The organism is Limnoraphis robusta CS-951, assembly GCF_000972705.2.
Map to the genome: position 1 here is coordinate 1 of NZ_LATL02000123.1, position 17053 is coordinate 17053.

Annotated in this window: 16 protein-coding genes; 7 read left to right on the forward strand and 9 right to left on the reverse strand. The window is 40.7% G+C overall.

Annotated elements, in window-relative coordinates; translation table 11 throughout:
* A partial coding sequence (locus tag WN50_RS10920; RefSeq protein ID WP_046277743.1) for a HaeII family restriction endonuclease occupies positions 1 to 554 on the forward strand: 554 nt, incomplete at its 5' end.
* Between the two features lie 81 nt (positions 555 to 635).
* On the opposite strand, the gene plsY is transcribed toward WN50_RS10920, so the two are convergent.
* The 4 genes from plsY to WN50_RS10940 all read right to left on the reverse strand — a co-directional run bounded on the left by plsY (position 636) and on the right by WN50_RS10940 (position 4023).
* A complete protein-coding gene (gene plsY, locus WN50_RS10925) occupies positions 636 to 1313 on the reverse strand; it encodes a glycerol-3-phosphate 1-O-acyltransferase PlsY (RefSeq protein ID WP_046277744.1) in 678 nt (225 codons plus the stop codon).
* A 64-nt stretch (positions 1314 to 1377) separates the two neighbouring features.
* A complete protein-coding gene (locus WN50_RS10930; protein WP_046277745.1) occupies positions 1378 to 2478 on the reverse strand; it encodes a DUF3086 domain-containing protein in 1101 nt (366 codons plus the stop codon).
* A 227-nt stretch (positions 2479 to 2705) separates the two neighbouring features.
* On the reverse strand, positions 2706 to 3122 hold the full coding sequence (locus tag WN50_RS10935) for a DUF3119 family protein (protein WP_046277746.1): 417 nt from the start codon (positions 3120 to 3122) through the stop codon (positions 2706 to 2708).
* A 121-nt stretch (positions 3123 to 3243) separates the two neighbouring features.
* Complete coding sequence (locus WN50_RS10940; RefSeq protein ID WP_046277747.1) at positions 3244 to 4023, reverse strand: MlaE family lipid ABC transporter permease subunit; 780 nt, start codon at positions 4021 to 4023, stop codon at positions 3244 to 3246.
* 206 nt (positions 4024 to 4229) lie between these two features.
* On the opposite strand from WN50_RS10940, the gene WN50_RS10945 reads away from it, so the two are divergent.
* From WN50_RS10945 to WN50_RS10955, 3 genes are all read left to right on the forward strand, one after another.
* A complete protein-coding gene (locus WN50_RS10945) occupies positions 4230 to 4517 on the forward strand; it encodes a hypothetical protein (protein WP_046277748.1) in 288 nt (95 codons plus the stop codon).
* 229 nt (positions 4518 to 4746) lie between these two features.
* Positions 4747 to 5148: a fasciclin domain-containing protein gene (locus WN50_RS10950; RefSeq protein ID WP_046277749.1), complete on the forward strand. Its 402-nt coding sequence runs from the start codon at positions 4747 to 4749 to the stop codon at positions 5146 to 5148.
* A 196-nt stretch (positions 5149 to 5344) separates the two neighbouring features.
* Positions 5345 to 5962 carry a Uma2 family endonuclease gene (locus WN50_RS10955; RefSeq protein WP_046277750.1) on the forward strand — a complete coding sequence of 206 codons (618 nt, stop codon included), beginning with the start codon at positions 5345 to 5347 and terminating at the stop codon, positions 5960 to 5962.
* Here WN50_RS10955 and WN50_RS37115 read toward each other — a convergent pair.
* Positions 5875 to 6291 carry a WD40 repeat domain-containing protein gene (locus WN50_RS37115; protein ID WP_072075566.1) on the reverse strand — a complete coding sequence of 139 codons (417 nt, stop codon included), beginning with the start codon at positions 6289 to 6291 and terminating at the stop codon, positions 5875 to 5877. The two genes, WN50_RS10955 and WN50_RS37115, sit on opposite strands and share 88 nt — an antisense overlap.
* A 46-nt stretch (positions 6292 to 6337) precedes the next feature.
* Between WN50_RS37115 and WN50_RS10960 the strand changes: the two genes are divergently transcribed.
* The gene (locus WN50_RS10960; protein ID WP_152964776.1) at positions 6338 to 7357 is read left to right on the forward strand and encodes a hypothetical protein; all 1020 of its coding nucleotides are present in this window, start codon (positions 6338 to 6340) and stop codon (positions 7355 to 7357) included.
* 256 nt (positions 7358 to 7613) lie between these two features.
* On the opposite strand, the gene WN50_RS10965 is transcribed toward WN50_RS10960, so the two are convergent.
* The 4 genes from WN50_RS10965 to WN50_RS10980 form a co-directional block, all read right to left on the reverse strand.
* Positions 7614 to 8921 (reverse strand): CO2 hydration protein, encoded by a 1308-nt coding sequence (locus tag WN50_RS10965; protein WP_407659689.1) that lies wholly within the window; start codon positions 8919 to 8921, stop codon positions 7614 to 7616.
* A gap of 36 nt (positions 8922 to 8957) precedes the next feature.
* Positions 8958 to 10457: an NADH-quinone oxidoreductase subunit M gene (locus WN50_RS10970; protein ID WP_046277752.1), complete on the reverse strand. Its 1500-nt coding sequence runs from the start codon at positions 10455 to 10457 to the stop codon at positions 8958 to 8960.
* An 84-nt stretch (positions 10458 to 10541) separates the two neighbouring features.
* Positions 10542 to 11240 carry a carbonic anhydrase gene (locus tag WN50_RS10975; RefSeq protein ID WP_046277753.1) on the reverse strand — a complete coding sequence of 233 codons (699 nt, stop codon included), beginning with the start codon at positions 11238 to 11240 and terminating at the stop codon, positions 10542 to 10544.
* Positions 11241 to 11302: 62 nt separating this feature from the next.
* Positions 11303 to 13138, reverse strand: a complete 1836-nt coding sequence (locus WN50_RS10980) for an NAD(P)H-quinone oxidoreductase subunit F (protein WP_046277754.1) — start codon at positions 13136 to 13138, stop codon at positions 11303 to 11305.
* Positions 13139 to 13990: 852 nt separating this feature from the next.
* On the opposite strand from WN50_RS10980, the gene WN50_RS10985 reads away from it, so the two are divergent.
* Complete coding sequence (locus WN50_RS10985; RefSeq protein ID WP_046277755.1) at positions 13991 to 15052, forward strand: lipase family protein; 1062 nt, start codon at positions 13991 to 13993, stop codon at positions 15050 to 15052.
* A gap of 20 nt (positions 15053 to 15072) precedes the next feature.
* A complete protein-coding gene (locus WN50_RS10990; RefSeq protein WP_046277756.1) occupies positions 15073 to 17001 on the forward strand; it encodes an N-acetylmuramoyl-L-alanine amidase in 1929 nt (642 codons plus the stop codon).
* Positions 17002 to 17053: the final 52 nt, after the last annotated feature.

Below are 17053 nucleotides of genomic sequence, written 5' to 3' on the forward strand. Positions count from 1 at the left end.
AACTTAATGTAACAGTTAAAGTAGAACTTGATATTAACAAGTTAGATATACTCCAAGAATTTGAAGATTTTACACAAAAAGTTCTCTCAATTAACAGTCAGAATCCTTCTTTTACTGCAAATGCTAAGTTCTATAGAGTAGGAGTGACTAACGCTGCTGACCGAGGTTTAGATATGTGGGCGAATTATGGGCCAGCCATACAAATCAAACATCTTTCACTAAATGAGAGTCTTGCTGAAGGTATCGTTTCCCATATTACAGCAGATCGGATAGTAATTGTTTGCAGAGATTCTGAAGAAAAAACTATTATTTCATTGCTTAATCAAATTGGATGGAAATCTAGAATACAGTCGATTATTACTCAATCTCATTTAGAAGCTTGGTATGAGAAAGCACTACGCGGTAGTTTTCGACATATTTTAGGAGCGAAACTCATTCAAGTTCTGATTGAAGAAATTAAATATGAGTTTCCTTCTAGTGAGAGTAATGATTTAGTCAGTTTTATGGAAAATCGGGGATATACTTTATTAAGTGATCCATTTTGGTCAGCTTAAACTGTTCATCGTAGTAGTTTTCTGATTTATAAGAAAAAACGTAGCAACAGTAGAACGGGCAATGCCCATCCTACAACGAATCTACTGCTGTTCTGTTGATAAAGTTTCACCAATGCGGGGTTCTGTTCCTTTTAATAATCGTTCAATATTGCTACGATGACGCAAAATCACATAAATTCCCCCAACAATCGCAAAAATTTGATAGGGTAAAGGTTGATTTGTAATCACCATTAAACTGGCAATTCCCACCGCTCCGGCAATAGAACTTAGAGAAACAATGCGAGAAATCGCTAGAAATAGGGCAAAAATCCCCAGAGTTGCTAAACCCAATTGCCAATTTAAAGCGAGTAAAATCCCTAAACTGGTTGCCACCGCTTTTCCGCCTTGAAAGCCAATCCAAACGGGTTTAGTATGACCTAAAAGAGCCATTAAACCTGCTGCTGTTGCTATCCAATATAAGAACAGATTAACATCTTGAATATTCGCAGAAGCAGCAATTTGAGGGGTAATTTCTAAAGCATAAACAAAGAAAACCAATGCGATCGCCAAAACCCCTTTGAGGACATCAACCAACAACACAAACGACGCCGGAGACTTGCCACAACTTCTTAAAACATTCGTCGCACCGGTTGAACCCGAACCCACAGATCGCAAATCAATTCCATAGAATGTTCTAGCCACTAGATAGCCAGTGGGAATAGAACCTAACAAATAACCCGCCACTAACAACCCAAAATTTAATCCAATCCACTCAAGCATCTTTCTCTACCCAATGCGCCATACTCATTTTTCAACAATAATGCAAAATCAGCCGTGTTAACGGTTAAAGTTCACGGTAAAGGGGTTGCTGTTGTTGAGATTGAGGTTCGGGTGCAAAGGCTAACCAGAGGGGATATTGCAGCAACGACAGACTAATTTTTTCTTCGCTATCATCCACCACAATAAACGGCAATTTTCCATCTTGAACGAGTCGATCTGCTTTAATCGCCACAATATTAGCATCTTCAAACAAAGCAATACCCCGCTCCGGGCTAAAATCTCTGCGATCAAGGCCTAGACAGTCCTGTAAGCCACGCCGCCACTCGCCCAGACGTTCGGGGCTATTTGCTAAAATTAAAGTGCGTAGACGGCGATCATAGAGGGTTCTGAGAACAGAAGTAATCGCCGAGGCGATCAAAATATTTTGTAACCGACTTCCCATCGTGCGTAATGCACCCCGCCCCCCTTGGTTAAAGAACCAAGTCGAAACTCGTTTAGCGTGGATGGGTTCAAACGTGCGTCGCAACTGCCAGGGCGGGCCATAATAGTCTGGCATGGTGCGATATTGATCAAGAATGCGGCGAATTTGTTGGGATTGTTCCTGAAATCCTTGTTCAGCAAACTGAGGCGTTAAACTCGGCTCGGGTTCGATCTCTCGTTTCGGAAGGGGGCGATCGCTTTCAATGGGTGGTTCTGGATATTGGGGGATCAGTTCCAACTGTTCGGCGGTACTGACTAAATCCTGCAAACTTCCGACGAGATAATCTTTGAACCCCTGAACCCGAATAGCTAAATCCTGAGAAACTCCTGCAAAACTGGTTCGCATTTCATTCTGAATGCGTTCTCGACGGCGTTCAAGCTTTTCGACTTCAATTTGTAGAGTTTGGCGGCGTTGTTCAAGTTGGCTTAAGGTTTCAGAGACTAAATTCCCCATTGTCTCTGTCAAAGCCATCTGTTCATGCTGCATTTTGGCTTTAGCAGCTTGTAAATCAGCGATTTCCTTTCTGAGTTGCTGAATTTGGTCTTTTAAAATCGTCGCGGTTTGGAAGTCTGTCGCAGCTTGCGTAGACGCGAACAATTCCTCCGATACAGGGTTTTCATCCGGTTCGGATAGTTCTTTTGAGCGATCGTTTTGCTCTTGATTTTGAGGTTCGTCTAAATTCATGGAATCAACAGAGGTTCAATTCGGGTCAGACGAGTTCGACAACATACACTGAAACTGAAGCCAGGGATGCCCAAACGCGATTTGATAGAGGGGGGTTGTCTTTATATTATGCTCAACAACTGTCGAACTGATAAAAAGTTTCCCATCAGAGTTAATTTTAACAACAGGATGGGATTTACAGTTATCAGTTGTAGGAGTAATTGATCAATTACCCCTACCAGTCACTCCTAACTTCTAAGTCCTACGCCTGGGGATTTGATATTACCACACTTAGTTTCTAAACAGCCTTTTAGGGTTTTGGGATCAAAAATAATCGGCAGAAAGTGAATGCTGTTCACTTCTTTGAAGTAAAACAAGATCGGTACACCGGGCCAGAAAATTTCCCAGTTGATCCAATCTGCGTAGGGAAAATGTCGAAGTAATTTACCCGAACGGGAGACATCGAGCGCTGTTTCGGTAAACTGGAGACGAATGGTTGTCGTCTGTACCAGTAGAAACAGTCCCAGTAAGGCAATAATCAATCCTAGTGCTTTCTGAACGAAAATTAACGGAATTCCCGTCAACAGCAGTACAGCCGGGATGATAAAATTGGGCCTTAGTTCAACACTTGAGGGAATGGTTGTCGTTGATGGAGTTGTGGTCATCGTTCATGCTCCAATGCGTCAGGTGTGCGTGATGTAAACAAATGTTACCAAAATAGGGGTAAGGCGAAACTCCGTAAAAAGGAAGGGATTTACAGTTGGTTCCCTGTAACCTGTTCCCTAACTACAGTACGGAATTTCCGACTCCCTGAAACATCAACCAAGACAGGAAGAAGTCAAGGATAAAGATCGAAAGTAAAGCCGTCACAACCGCCGTTGTTGTTGATTGTCCAACACCTTTGGCGCCGCCTGTCGTTGTCAGTCCCCAATTCGTTCCAATCACTGCAATCACTCCCCCAAACACCACCGCTTTGATTTCACCACTGATTAAATCCCAAAGGGTGAGAAAATTCTGCACAGAGTCTAGAAACAAATTTGGAGGAATGTTATATAAGTTACTAGAAATTAGTAAGCCACCTGCTAAACCTGTAATTAGACAAATTATATTGAGTAAAGGTAACATCAAACAACAAGCAATCACACGGGGGATCACTAAATAATCAACGGGATCAGTTTTTAATACATAAAGCGCATCAATTTGTTCCGTAACTTGCATCGTTCCAATCTCTGCCGCAAATGCAGAACCCACTCGTCCGGTGACAATGACAGCAGTTAAAACTGGACTCAATTCTCGTGCTAGAGAAAGAGCAAGAACACCCCCCACTAAATTTCCTGCACCCAATGTGATAAACTCACGGGAAACTTGAATAGTAAACACCATTCCGACAAAACCTGCTGTGATTAAGGCAATTAGCAAGGACTCCGGCCCGACAGTTGCCATTTGTTCTAAAGTGTTACGACGATGAATTTTACCCTGAAATAAATGAACAATTACCTGTCCGCCCAAAAATAAAGCAGCAATGAAGCGGCGCGTCCAAAGTCCGAGGCTGGAATTAATTTGCATCTGGCTTAAATGAATCCTAACGGTAAAATGACAAAGAAACATAACAACTATCTACAAATCTTAACCAAGATTTTTGAACATTAATTTAAGTTTTCTGACAGAGTGGAACGAAACGAGAAATTACCTTTATCTTAGAAGTTATATCGTCTAGATTAACTTGCCTCTGTTTTGGCGGTAAGCGAATTCAATTCTCAATTCCTCTAACTATGGGTATATTTCCTGATTTTCTGCGTTCTGTATTACTGACGATGACACTCAGCTTTTTTACTCCCATTCTGGTGATCAGTTTAGGATTAACTAGCTCGGCAATTATCGGTTGTCTTCCCTATCTCGAAACTATCGGTCAATTTTCCTGTAGGCAAATTTTACAATTTCTGGCAACCTTTGGCAGTGGACACCCCTTACAAGGGAGTATGATCATTGCTATAACCTGTAGTCTCGTTGGCGCTTTATTTGATACCTATGCCTCCTATCAAAGTCCTAGAAGTCAGTAAAATGACTCAATCAAACTGTTCTCATTACACTTAGCCTCCATCGGGAGGCTTTCGCTTAATCCTACAGAAAAGACAAGCAAATTGTTCACCTCTCACCTCTGTTTAAATTGAAATTTCATCAAGTTCAAGCTGTGAACGTCAAAAAGATCTCGTCGTTTTGAGGAAACAATCATGTTAAACTAGAGCCACACAATAGGATTCCCAAGAACAATCGAGTTAAATAAAATCAATGGCGGATATTGTTGATATTGCAGTTGGTGCAGGCTCATTTACTACGCTGGTACAAGCGGTTCAAGCCGCAGGTTTAGTGGAAACCCTCAAAAGTCCAGGCCCTTTTACCGTTTTTGCTCCCAATGATGATGCGTTTGCGAAACTTCCTCCCGGAACCATACAAACTTTAGTTCAAAACATCCCCCAACTGACTCGGATTTTAACTTATCACGTTGTTTCCGGTAAGCTAATGAAAGCGGATTTAGAACAACTTCAAACCCTCACTTCTATTGAAGGTTCTCCTCTTCCCCTGATATTTACTGAAGGATTTGAAGTCAAAAATGCCACCGTCGTCGCTGCTGATATTGAAGCCGATAACGGTGTAATTCATGTAATTGATACGGTACTTTTAATGGGTTAAAGTTTTAATAAATTTAGGGGTTCTATCAAGTCCAGTTCAATGCTCATCATCAAAAACTGGCTTTTTGTAGCTTTTTGTAGGTTGGGTTGAAGAAACTCAACAGCTTGATTATTGTTGAGTTGCGACTCAGGCTTAACCCAACCTACAAGTTGATACAATTCTTTCAATAACAGTCTCTATCACAGAAAATGATGCCATGATTCAATCAAAACCCCAATTCCTCAGCTTTGATGAATTCATCGCTTGGTATCCCGAGAATTCAGAACACCGCTACGAACTGCACAACGGGGTTATTATTGAGATGCCGAAACCCAGAGGTAAACATTCGGAAATTGCTGGATTTCTCAGTTTGGAATTAGGTCTTCAGTGTCGTAACCGCCAATTGCCTTACTTAATTCCTAAAGAATGCGTTGTTAAACCCTTGCGTGAGGAGTCTGGATACGAACCAGACGTTATTATCCTCGATCGCCTTTCTGTTGTCAACGAACCCCGTTGGGAGACTGGATCTATCATTACAATGGGTTCATCAATTCGTTTAATTGTTGAGGTTGTCAGTAGCAATTGGCGGGATGACTACGCTTTAAAAGCAAGTGATTATGAAGAAATGGGAATTGCAGAATATTGGATTGTAGACTATCTCGGTTTGGGAGGTAAGCGGTTTATTGGTAATCCCAAACAACCGACAATTTCTGTTTATAATTTGGTTGAGGGCGAATACCAAGTTAATCAATTTAGAGAGAATGATTTAATTGAATCGGTAGTTTTTCCCGAACTTAATCTAACAGCAGAACAAATTTTTAAAGGGATTCGTTGAAGTGGCGAAAGAAAAAGAATCCCCCTAAATCCCCCTTGAAAGAATCCCCCTAAATCCCCCAATAATGGGGGACTTTGAGAAATGGGGGACTTTAACATTCCGGTTCCCCCCAGAATTGGTAGGGGGGATTCACTCTCTATCCCCTCTAAACGCAAAATATGTAACCTTCCTGAAAGTTCACCCGCTACAATTGTCCTCCCATCCGGTGCAACAGTACAGCAGAATAAATCACTCTCGCCAGTAAAACTGACAATTTCTTCCCCGGTTTGGAGATTCCAAACTTTCAGCGTATTGTCATCTGAAGCGGAAATCACCCAACCCTTTGACATGGCTTTTATGATATACTCATCATTATTAACTTATAAGGTAAAAAATATGGATCTACGACCTGGCCAACATCTAAATCTAAGGTATAAAAATCGCCAGTTTGAAGCTATCATTATTAATCCTCACGCTTTTGGCAAGAATAAACCCAGTATAGGTTTGAATTTCGGAATGTCAGAAAAGTACGCTGGCATTACTTATGATAAATTAGCAAAGTGGACACGTCAGACCCGAGATAAAAACCCTGATGACTTTAACACTATTGATATAGTTCACTATTTTGAATTGCCCTCGAATAAGAAGCGATTTGCAGTTTATCACTTGCCATTTGATGAAGACTATAACAAACGAGGTTATGGTAATCTTACAAACTCCTATCATAAAGTCATAGAGGTATCCGAGTTCTTTGATTTTACTCTTGAACTTCTTACAGAAAGGGGTTTACCTCGAGGAACTCAAGAGAAGATTAAAGATTTTGTTAAATGGTTTGCCACCGAAGGTTTTTATGCTCAGGCATACACTGTTATTCAAGGAGTTTACACAAAAGCTGATAGTGAGGCACTACATCAATGGTTAGAGGCACGTTTGAGGAATAAGCATGAAAGGTTGCCTTATGCTCGGTTTATTGCCGAGCTTCGAGAGTCACCTGCCTACTGGACTGACTATACTTACATAAAACTATTCGGTAAACTTGCTTCTGAAATGCGTTTAGAGTGGCAAACAATAGATGGCACTCCACGCATTGCTCGTAATCATATTCCTGAAGCTTTAGGGCTTGAAGCTGTCGGTTATGTTGAGCGTATGACAACTGAGCTTTATACAGGTGATTTGCAAGAAGCACATGATATTTCTATCAACGCTGCCAAACGCAAATTCAAGTTGCCTGAGCCAGAAGATGTAAATGTTGAGAGGTTGTTTGAATCAAAAACTAGAAAACTTAACCCCCAACAAATCCAACAAATTACAAATGATTATGCAAGAGGCATATCTGCAAGAGAACTTGCCGAGCGTTTTGAGGTAACAGTACCAGCAATTAATTATCACTGTAAAAATATGAAGCGAACAATCTAACATTAATACTAAGCCCTGCTGCGTGTAGGGTGGGTGACAACCGATCAATTAACGTTAAAATTCTTAAGTTTTTTCCGTCACCCACCCTACTGTATTTAACAGCCAAATCCATTTTTTTAATGATTCACTTCCACTTCTGCTTCGGCTGAGGTATGTCCTAACCCATTCCTATTTACTCCCCATAATAGTATAAAAACTAAAAAACCCGGTTTCTGTGAGAAACCGGGTTTTTTGAATCAAACCGGGTTTAAACACTCTAACGATAATTTTGAGTTTGGATATTTCTCAAACGCGCTTCAGGACGTTTAAACCGATCTAATTGCATCTCAAAAAAGTCGCGATTTGCTTGTAAATGTCGAGGATTCGGATCATCTAAAGGATACAATAACGCCGTCCGTAACGCTTGAATTACCGCAGAGGTTACGCAATACATTGAACGTTGGAAACTATTGGCAAGCTGAATCAACATATCATCTTCACCCCGACAATGTTTTTGGTAATATTCCACCAAATAAGGCGGTAAGAAATGAAACATATCTTGCATTAACAAAGTCGGCGGAATTCCCGCAGTTCCCACCGGGAAAATATCAGCGTATAAAATGCCATAATGGAAGTCTTTTTGATCTTGGGGAACTTCTTGGGCTTGGGCGTTGTAAGACTTCGTTCCTCGGAAGGGTGCAGTCCGATAAAATACCGCTTCAACATAGGGAAGTGCAGCCTCATATAACCACATAAATCCCTTCGACTTGGGAATAATTTCGTAACATTCCCCATCGATATAAACATGATGATAAATGGGGCGTCCTGCGATGGCAAAAATTCCATTGACCAAGAAGTTCATCGCTTCGGGAACTGTGGTAATTTTTCCCTCATCATACAAATCGCTCATTTCAAAGAAAACAGGCGCCATTACTTCCCAGAATAGCCCCAAATTACTGTAATAGGAAAGTTGGCGAACTTGTTCAAGAAACAGATCGGGAAATAGCTTATATAAGCCTAACATCACCGGATTGTTTTTAAAGTAAGCTTTAATCGCTCTATCTGCATTAGCCTTGTATTCATCCGTATCGAGATAAGGATCAAATCTTCCGCCCATTTCTCGATGCCAAAACATCGCCCGCATACAAGCTTCGGCAAACTCCATGTTAATCCTATCATGCCACAAATGATGCAGTAATTTCGGGATTTTTGACGTTTCTCCTTTTTCAATAAACGCCAATAATTCCGGGTGTACTGTTGCTTCTCCTCGCCAAATTCTTAAATCTGCATCATCGCCTGCATAATGATTAGGCAAGTCTAAATACTCTTGAGGAAGGAAGTATTTAAAAAAGGGTAAAGGGTCTAAAAATACCCGTTCAGCGATATACAGCAAATCCCGCCAATAAAAATCCATTGGCACGGCATAAGCTTTATAAATCCCGATAATTTGCATTAAATTCTCAGGCGTATCGGGAAGCATCGCCCCTCCCGCTTCTAAACGATGAATAATCTCAGAAAATTCGTGAGTTGAAGGGGGTAGTTTTGCAGGTTTAGTTTGAGTTTTCATTTCAGTTGTGATTGTCATAATTTTTTAAAATCTGAAGTTAAACGGGTAGAAAAATTAAGGCTGTAAGTTAATTGAAACTTGAGTCGGGGCGTTATTTTTTAACACAACAACTATGGCTTCAGCCGTCGGTTCACTCCAACGTAATAACCAACTCGGTTGTACGCCCAAGAAGAAAATCAAAACCGCTAAAATTAAAGCGGGTGCTTGTTCTGAAAATTGAACTTTGGGATAATAAGCTAACTCATTATTCAGTTTACCAAAACAAGTTCGGTTGAGCAGAATCACGAAATAAACGGCTGTTAAACCGGAGGCGATAATACAGAGTAAACTTTGGATGGGGAAAACCGGAAAGGTGCCTTGAAAGACCAAAAATTCAGCCACAAAACCCACTAATCCCGGAATTCCAGCACTCGCCATTCCCGACATAATTAACAACCCACTCACAAGCGGTAAACCGCGAATGGGGTTCATCAAACCGTTGAGAATTTGTAAGTCACGAGTTCCGGCTTTAGCTTCTACAACTCCCACTAAATGAAACAGAATCGCGAGAATTAAACCATGAGCAAACATTTGAGAAATTGCCCCAATTAAACTAATAGAAGTTCCGGCGGCGGCTGCTACCATAATATAGCCCATGTGACCAATTGAGCTATAGGCAACCATGCGTTTAATATCCTGTTGAGCGATAGCGGTTAACGCCCCATACATGACACTAAAAACGCCAATAATTGAGAGTCCGGGTGCGATTAATTGCCACGTTTCAGGAAACAGTTGCAAGCCAAAACGAATTAAACCATAGGCTCCTAATTTAGCTAGAATTCCTCCCAATAAAATAGTGACAGGAGCGGAAGATTCAACGTAAGCATCGGGGAGCCAAGTATGGAGGGGAACTATGGGAATTTTGATGCCAAACCCAATCAGTAAAACACTTAATAAAATTAGTTGAGTCGTTTGAGATAAGGTTTGAGTATTGATAGTGTTGTAATCAAAATTTGTTGAACCACTCAACCAAGTGATGCCTAAGAATCCTGCTAATATTAGGATTCCTGACAAAGCGGTATAAATCAAGAATTTGGTTGCTGCATAACCCCGTTTTTCGCTTCCCCAAATCGCAATTAATAGATAAAGGGGAATCAGTTCTAACTCGTAAAAGAGAACAAACAACAACAAGTTTTGCGCGAGAAATGCGCCTGCAATTCCAGCATTTACTAGCAAAATCATCGAATAATACAGGCGTGGGCGTTCCAGTTCGGGGCGAGTGCTAGCAATGGCAATAATCGTCAAAATGGCATTTAATCCCATCAACGGTAACGATAAACCATCCACTCCTAAACTGTAGGATAAACCCAATTGAGGAATCCAAGAAAGGTATTCATAAAATTGAAAAGTGGGGTCAGTTAAATCAAAATCTATTGCTAGTTTAATCGTGAAAGTGAAAATAGCGATCGCAATAATTAACGCAACAGAACGAACTTGACGGCTGATTAAATTTGCGGGTAGTATCCCCACAATCATCGCCCCAATCACCGGAATTAAAATGAATAAACTGAGCATAGGTTGTTTATTAAAGGCTGTGTATGTGATCAAAAAAAGAGGATTTGGGGCCAAATTAATTTAAGCTGACCCCAAAATAATTGATTAGGAAACTAACTCGATTTTGCCTGTATCTAGATTATAGTATCCGCCAACGATTTTCAGTTTTCCCTCTTGAATGAGTTGGGAGAGAACCGGAGAAGTTTGCAAGTTTTTAATTTGAAACTTGACGTTGGCTTTGGTTGCTTCTTCTAAGCTTTGATTGGCTTGAATTGCGGGCTTGATCGCATCGATAATACTGCTAATACTACCCGGAACCGCTTTGCCTTCAATAGTCGCTTTAACCGCTCCACAGCTTTGATGTCCGATGACCATTAAAACTTTTGCTCCTAAAACTAAAGTCCCAAATTCTAAGCTACCAATTTCTTCAGGAGTGGCAATGTTTCCAGCATCTCGAACGACAAAAATATCTCCCAATCCCTGATCAAAAATCATCTCTACAGGAACTCGTGAATCTGCACAACTGAGAACCGCAGCAAAGGGAGTTTGACCTTTAGCCACTTCTGTGAGTCGCACTAAACTTTGGTTGGGATTTTGACGTTTGTTATTCACAAAACGCTGATTCCCATCCATCAATTTTTGCAACGCTTCATCAGGAGTCATGTTTTGATTTTCAACAGCAGATTTCGGTTGTTCTAAATCACAACCAACTCCTGCTATTAAAGTTGCTGTTCCTAATGCACCCGCTCCAAACTTTAATAATTTACGACGAGAAAATTCATTAGACTGATAAACTGTATTCACTGTTTGAGTTACCCTAAAAAAATTGATTTTTCGACATCAATTGAAGTCAAACTTCATTTTAACTAAAACAAACCGTAAGCCAGTATTGCTAAAATTGCAGCAATTCCAAGCACAATCGTTAGAGCATAAAACTGGGTTTGACCTGTAACATTATACCGCAAACTTTGACCACTAAAAAGAGTTGCAAAACCCACTAAATTGACAACACCATCCACCAGATAACGATCCACCCAAGACATCACTTGAGAAACTGAAGCAACAACGGCAATAATGGTCAAGCGATAGAGTTTTGCGGTGTAAAAATCGTAAGCAAAAAAGTCTTGAACGGCTTTTGAACCCAATTGAACAGGTTTTTGCCAATTGTCATTGACATAAATTAAACAACCAAGTCCACAACCTGCCAAACTTGACAACAGCAATACACCCGCAACTGTTTGATCTAAACTGGCAAATTCTGGTAATAAATTCCAGTTAGCTAACAGTAAAGGAATGTGTAAACAAAATCCCGCTAAAAACGTCATGGGTAGCACTAAAGCCCAAAGTCCTTCAGGAGATCGCACCGTCATTTGTTTAGGTTTTCCTGCAAAAATCAAACCAAATTCTCGCGTTAAACTAAACGCCGTTAAACTATTAATCATTAACAACACAACAACAATTGCAGGTTCAGTTGTCCAGAGATTTTCAATTAGGGCTTGTAGGGTCCAAAATCCCCCGAAAGGTGGCATGGCAATTAAAGCAAAAATCCCCACAATAAAACACAATCCAGAAATCGGACGACGTGACCACAAACCGCCATATTGGGTTAAATCTTGGGTAATATTATTGAGGATAATTCCGCCCGTACTCATCACCAATAACGCCATCGCAAACGAGTAGGTTAATAGCAACAGTAAAGTGATGTCAGCATGACCCGTTCCCACTGCTACAAATGCGATTCCCATATAGGAACTCACCGAGTAAGAAATCGCCCGTTTAATGTCAATTTGAGCCATCGCAATTAAACTTGCACCCAAAGCCGTTGCTAACCCCACAAACACCGCCGTTGACATCACCGTTGGCGACAGGGCTAAAACAGGTTCAAGCTTTACTAATACCCAAGCACCAGACGCCACAACAACAGCATTCCGCAAAATCGTACTTGGAACAGGGCCTTCCATCGCTTCATCTAACCACAAATGTAGGGGAAATTGAGCGCATTTACCCATCGGCCCGGCTAATAATGTTAAACCTAATAATGTGGCAATTTTGGGGTCAATATTAGCAGTTTGCGCCCATTCTGCGAGTTCTGAAAAGTTCCAAGTTCCCGCTAAAGGATACAACGCCACCACACCCATTAAGAGGAATAAATCCCCCACCCGTTTGGTAAGAAAGGCATCTCTCGCCCCCGTTACAACTAAAGACTGGTTAAACCAAAAACCGACGAGCAAATAGGTTCCCAGCGTTAATATTTCCAGGACAATGTAGCTGTAAAAGAGAGAATCACACAGCACTAATGCTGAAAGTCCGCCTTCAAATAAACCGAGAAGACAATAAAATCTCGCCCATCCCCAATCCATTTCCATGTAACCAATGGCATAAATTTGGGCGAGTAAGTTTAAGCCAGTAATGACTAATGTTGCCCCCAAAGTTACGGTTGAAATTTCTAAGGGAATTGAAAAATCAAGATCAACGACTTGTAGATAAGGAATGATCAATTTTTGAGCGGGTTGACCCCAAATGGCATTGAGGGCAAATAAACCATGTAAAAAGGCAATGAAGGTCATCAAAATATTTAGATAACCTGCGGGTCTTGGCCCCGTTTTACGGATAATTCCAGGCGACCAAGGGATTGATAGTATCGCCCCCATTAACGGATAAAGGGGTATCCACCAAATTGTTTTTAGGAAAAATTCTGACATCAAGGTTTTCTTAACTTCCTACTTAAGTTGTTAACAAGTGAGCAAATTCACGAAACAAAACCGAGAGTATTGAGCGAATCAACCTCTAAGTTGTCTATATTAACCAGTTGCGACACTGGCAATATTGTTTTCTGACATTGTAAACAAATCGATCCTTCCCAATCGATTCATCCAGTCTGGTCATAAAAGTTACATAGACTTTTTATAAAGATATCATGGTTTTGTATAGATTTTCATCTATAGTTTATCCCGCAGTGAACATGAGACTGAGCAATATGTATGATGGATTGGTTAATGAAAACTTATCAGTCGCCTCTGGGGACAGAAAGCGATGGTATTCAGAGGGGAATCTCGCTGCTTTCTGTTCCTCTGGCTCAAGGCTTGAGGGATGGATAGCCAAATGGGAGTTCTAGGTTCGCGCCTGTTATTCCTAAAAAATTGTCGTTTATATTTACCCTTTCACGGGGAAATAGAGTGCGAAGCCTGACAGCATACTCTGTGAGAAACACAGCGATCGCCCTCAAAGTGTAATCGGCAGAAAAATGAATAAGAAATGTAAAAACAAACATCTGTATTTATACTGAGCAGCTATAACAGAGTTGTGCATCCAACAATTCCTCATGCAATCGTCGCTCCAATTTCTCAGGTAGTGCATTTGAAAGACGGTTGAAAGTGGATACAAAGTTTTTCTGCATTCTCAATAACAGATACCCAATTTTGTTCAGGATAGTGATTGGATAAAACGTCTGAAGTCCTTTTATAGAAAAGGTTTCAAGAATGTTGAATGCTACCTTGTAAAGCCGATTGGGTCTGAAGATAATTCTGACGAGCATCATTCATGGAGGCTGTGTTATGGTTTGTGCTGATAAAAAATGTGTTTTTCAAGCATCGAACTGCCATCAAGTTTGTATCTCTAAAAACTCGAAGTTTGATCTTGAACGAGCCAGAGAATTAATTACGCTGCTAGAAGTCGCATCAGAGGATTATGATCAATACCATGATCATCATAGAATTCCTTCCCCTGAAATTAACATCAAAATCGTTACCCAAAACAACAGAATTGAGCGACACTATTCAAAAGTGAAAAAGCTCTGGAGTAATGTTCATCATCAATCTCAACTTTTTGGATTTATTGCCCAGCGTGAAGGTGATGATGGTTGTCCAGAAATTTTTGTCGTTATTCGGGGAACTCGTCTTCGTAAGGAATGGTTTCATAACTTTGCTCCCAACCGAGAACCCTACATAGAAGGGGATATCAGAACAGGATTCTTAAACATTTACCGAGCTTGTAACAAGCATAAACCGAGTCTTGAACAAACTATTGAAGATTATTTTGAACCCGGTAAATTTTCCCCTAAAACCCGCATTTTTGTCACGGGTCATAGCTTAGGAGGAGCTTTAGCAACAATTGCAACACAAGTTATTAGAAACCAGGGTTATCCACAATCTCAACTCTACACCTTTGCGAGTCCTCGTGTTGGCGATACAACCTTTGCTCAATCCTTTAATACCTTAAAAGATTGCTATCTAATTGCAAACACTGAAGATGTTGTAACGACACTTCCTATTCCGGCTGGAATGCTTTTTGATACTGAATGGATCAAGAAACTGCCTCCTTTAGTGCAGGGGATTATCGAAAAATCAAGGAAAATAATTAACGGGGTCGGGCATATATTTTCCATCGATTTTTATGCAGATTATCGTCATGTTGGAGAGCCAATCTATTTTACTTTTCAAAAAGTTAACCACGAAGATAAAGATCCAACAAATGACAACCCAACAATCGGAGAAAATCACTGTCTTGACACCTACAAAAAAGCATTAGGCTTGTTAGAACCCTGCAAATCCGAAAATCAACAAATTGATTTTGTTATTGTCTTTCAACTCGTTTCATCTGTTTTGAATAACATTTAGTAAATTCGGAGATAAAAACCATGATATTCTCTTGGTCAGACTATGTTTATGCCGTCGCCACAACCAACAAAATCCCGTCTGACTGTGGTAAATTGCGAGTCGTTCAATTAGCACAAGCCATTCTTGAATCAGCCAGAGGAACCAGTCAATTGTTTCAAAAAGCCGGAAACCCAGGCGGACTCAAATGGCGAGATCATATTGACGATAACTATTCAGAAAAAATCACTGACAAGGTTTGGTTGTGTACCCCCAGTGAACCGAATGGTTGTGACTGGTGTCAATGGAAAACAGCAGAACACGCAGCGATGGGATACTGGCGGTTTATAGATCGTCCTAACTCTCCCTATCAAGGCTGGAAACAATATCTCAACCACCCTGAAGGCTACTTACAACATATTTGGGAAAAAGGCTATGCGACTGATCCAAACTATGTTAGTAAAGTTAAAGGATTGTTCCCAGAAGCGCAAACTTTACTTGACCAATATAGTCGATCGCAACTCAATCACCTACAACGGACTTTCAAAATAGCCATTATGCCAGGACATGGCGGAAGTAATCCCGGAGCAGTTAACCCTGTTCTCAACATTACTGAAAAAGACTACAACTGGAAAGAAGCTGTCGAAATCAAAACTCGTTTAGAAGCTTTGGGGAATTACGAAGTGATCATTTGTCGGCAACAAGATGAATTACCTCCCCTTGCTACATTACAACAACGAGCCAATGATAGTCATGCCGATGTTTGTCTGTGTCTTCATCATAATGCTTGCAATGGACAAGCTAAAGGGTGGTGGTTATTTTATGTCAACAAACACAATCCTGAATTGCAGAAGTTTATCACAATTATGGATAAACATTTCCGTCAACTTCCGTTACAAGATCGCGGATACGAATATGTGAGTGAACCTTTTGCTCAACCTTGGCGTAAAAACGTCTGGAATTGTATTCACAACTGTCAAATGCCAACGATTTTGTTTGAAAGTTGCTTCATTGATAATAACGAAGATGCTCTTTGGTTACAAAATGGCGGCTATCAACAAATCGCTGAGAAAATTTGTGCAGGAGTTCAAGAATATTTAGAAGGTCAAATTCGTCCAACCCAAAAATCAGTAACATCAGTTGTTGTTAACGATCCTTATCCACCTTTAAACGTTCGTTCAGGGCCAGGAACAAACTTTCAGATTGTCTCTCAATTAAACAACAATACCGCCTTGATAGTCATTAATCAGGCTTTGGATAATCAAGGAGACACTTGGCTTAAGATCAGTTCACCTTGTTCGGGTTGGGTCTTAAAAGCCTTAACCTCAGAAGCGATCAAACCTCGATACGTTGGCAATCAACCTGCACCATCAGCAATGTCTGAAAGCGAAAAGTATGACTACTACTGCAATATTATTGCCCGCAACGGTGGACGCTTGCACAAGCGGAATTTGATCTCTTTTCGTAAAGAAACCAGCACAAAAGCCAATAACTGGGACGGTTGCTACGATGATATTACGGTTATGATTTGGAAAGACGATACAGGTAAGCACGTTCGTCAATATATCTCTAACACAGAACCTTCGTCTCAATATGAGGATTGTTTTGATCCCCGCGCTGATCGTCCTATTATGGGTGTAGATGCTGATGGTGATCGAAGACTCGATTTAGGTCGTTTACCAGCAGGTTACTATGAATACCAAACGGACTATGACCTAAGATTGGGTAATGTGTTGTGTCCAACCCAACCCGTGATGGCTGAACGAGATACAAATCATAATGGGATCTTTGAAGTCTCCGAACCCCGTGCGAGTACAGGAAAGTCAATGTTCTTCCATGCAGCAGGAGTAACCAACCCTTGCAGTGCCGGATGTCAAACTCTTAGTCCAACTGAATACACCAAATTCTGGAATGACTTAAATCGTGACGGTGATCCGGGTACAATTGGTTATACCCTTGTCGCTTGGTGTTAACAAGTTTTCTCAATTCAAATTTTCAACAATAGCAGCGATCAACTGAAGTTTT

Coding starts and splice junctions, on each gene's coding strand:
- plsY (WP_046277744.1), bottom strand. CDS start 1,313: ATGCTTGAGTGGATTGGATTAAATTTTGGGTTGTTAGTGGCGGGTTAT.
- WN50_RS10930 (WP_046277745.1), bottom strand. CDS start 2,478: ATGAATTTAGACGAACCTCAAAATCAAGAGCAAAACGATCGCTCAAAA.
- WN50_RS10935 (WP_046277746.1), bottom strand. CDS start 3,122: ATGACCACAACTCCATCAACGACAACCATTCCCTCAAGTGTTGAACTA.
- WN50_RS10940 (WP_046277747.1), bottom strand. CDS start 4,023: ATGCAAATTAATTCCAGCCTCGGACTTTGGACGCGCCGCTTCATTGCT.
- WN50_RS10945 (WP_046277748.1), top strand. CDS start 4,230: ATGGGTATATTTCCTGATTTTCTGCGTTCTGTATTACTGACGATGACA.
- WN50_RS10950 (WP_046277749.1), top strand. CDS start 4,747: ATGGCGGATATTGTTGATATTGCAGTTGGTGCAGGCTCATTTACTACG.
- WN50_RS10955 (WP_046277750.1), top strand. CDS start 5,345: ATGATTCAATCAAAACCCCAATTCCTCAGCTTTGATGAATTCATCGCT.
- WN50_RS37115 (WP_072075566.1), bottom strand. CDS start 6,291: ATGTCAAAGGGTTGGGTGATTTCCGCTTCAGATGACAATACGCTGAAA.
- WN50_RS10960 (WP_152964776.1), top strand. CDS start 6,338: ATGGATCTACGACCTGGCCAACATCTAAATCTAAGGTATAAAAATCGC.
- WN50_RS10965 (WP_407659689.1), bottom strand. CDS start 8,921: ATGACAATCACAACTGAAATGAAAACTCAAACTAAACCTGCAAAACTA.
- WN50_RS10970 (WP_046277752.1), bottom strand. CDS start 10,457: ATGCTCAGTTTATTCATTTTAATTCCGGTGATTGGGGCGATGATTGTG.
- WN50_RS10980 (WP_046277754.1), bottom strand. CDS start 13,138: ATGTCAGAATTTTTCCTAAAAACAATTTGGTGGATACCCCTTTATCCG.
- WN50_RS10985 (WP_046277755.1), top strand. CDS start 13,991: ATGGTTTGTGCTGATAAAAAATGTGTTTTTCAAGCATCGAACTGCCAT.
- WN50_RS10990 (WP_046277756.1), top strand. CDS start 15,073: ATGATATTCTCTTGGTCAGACTATGTTTATGCCGTCGCCACAACCAAC.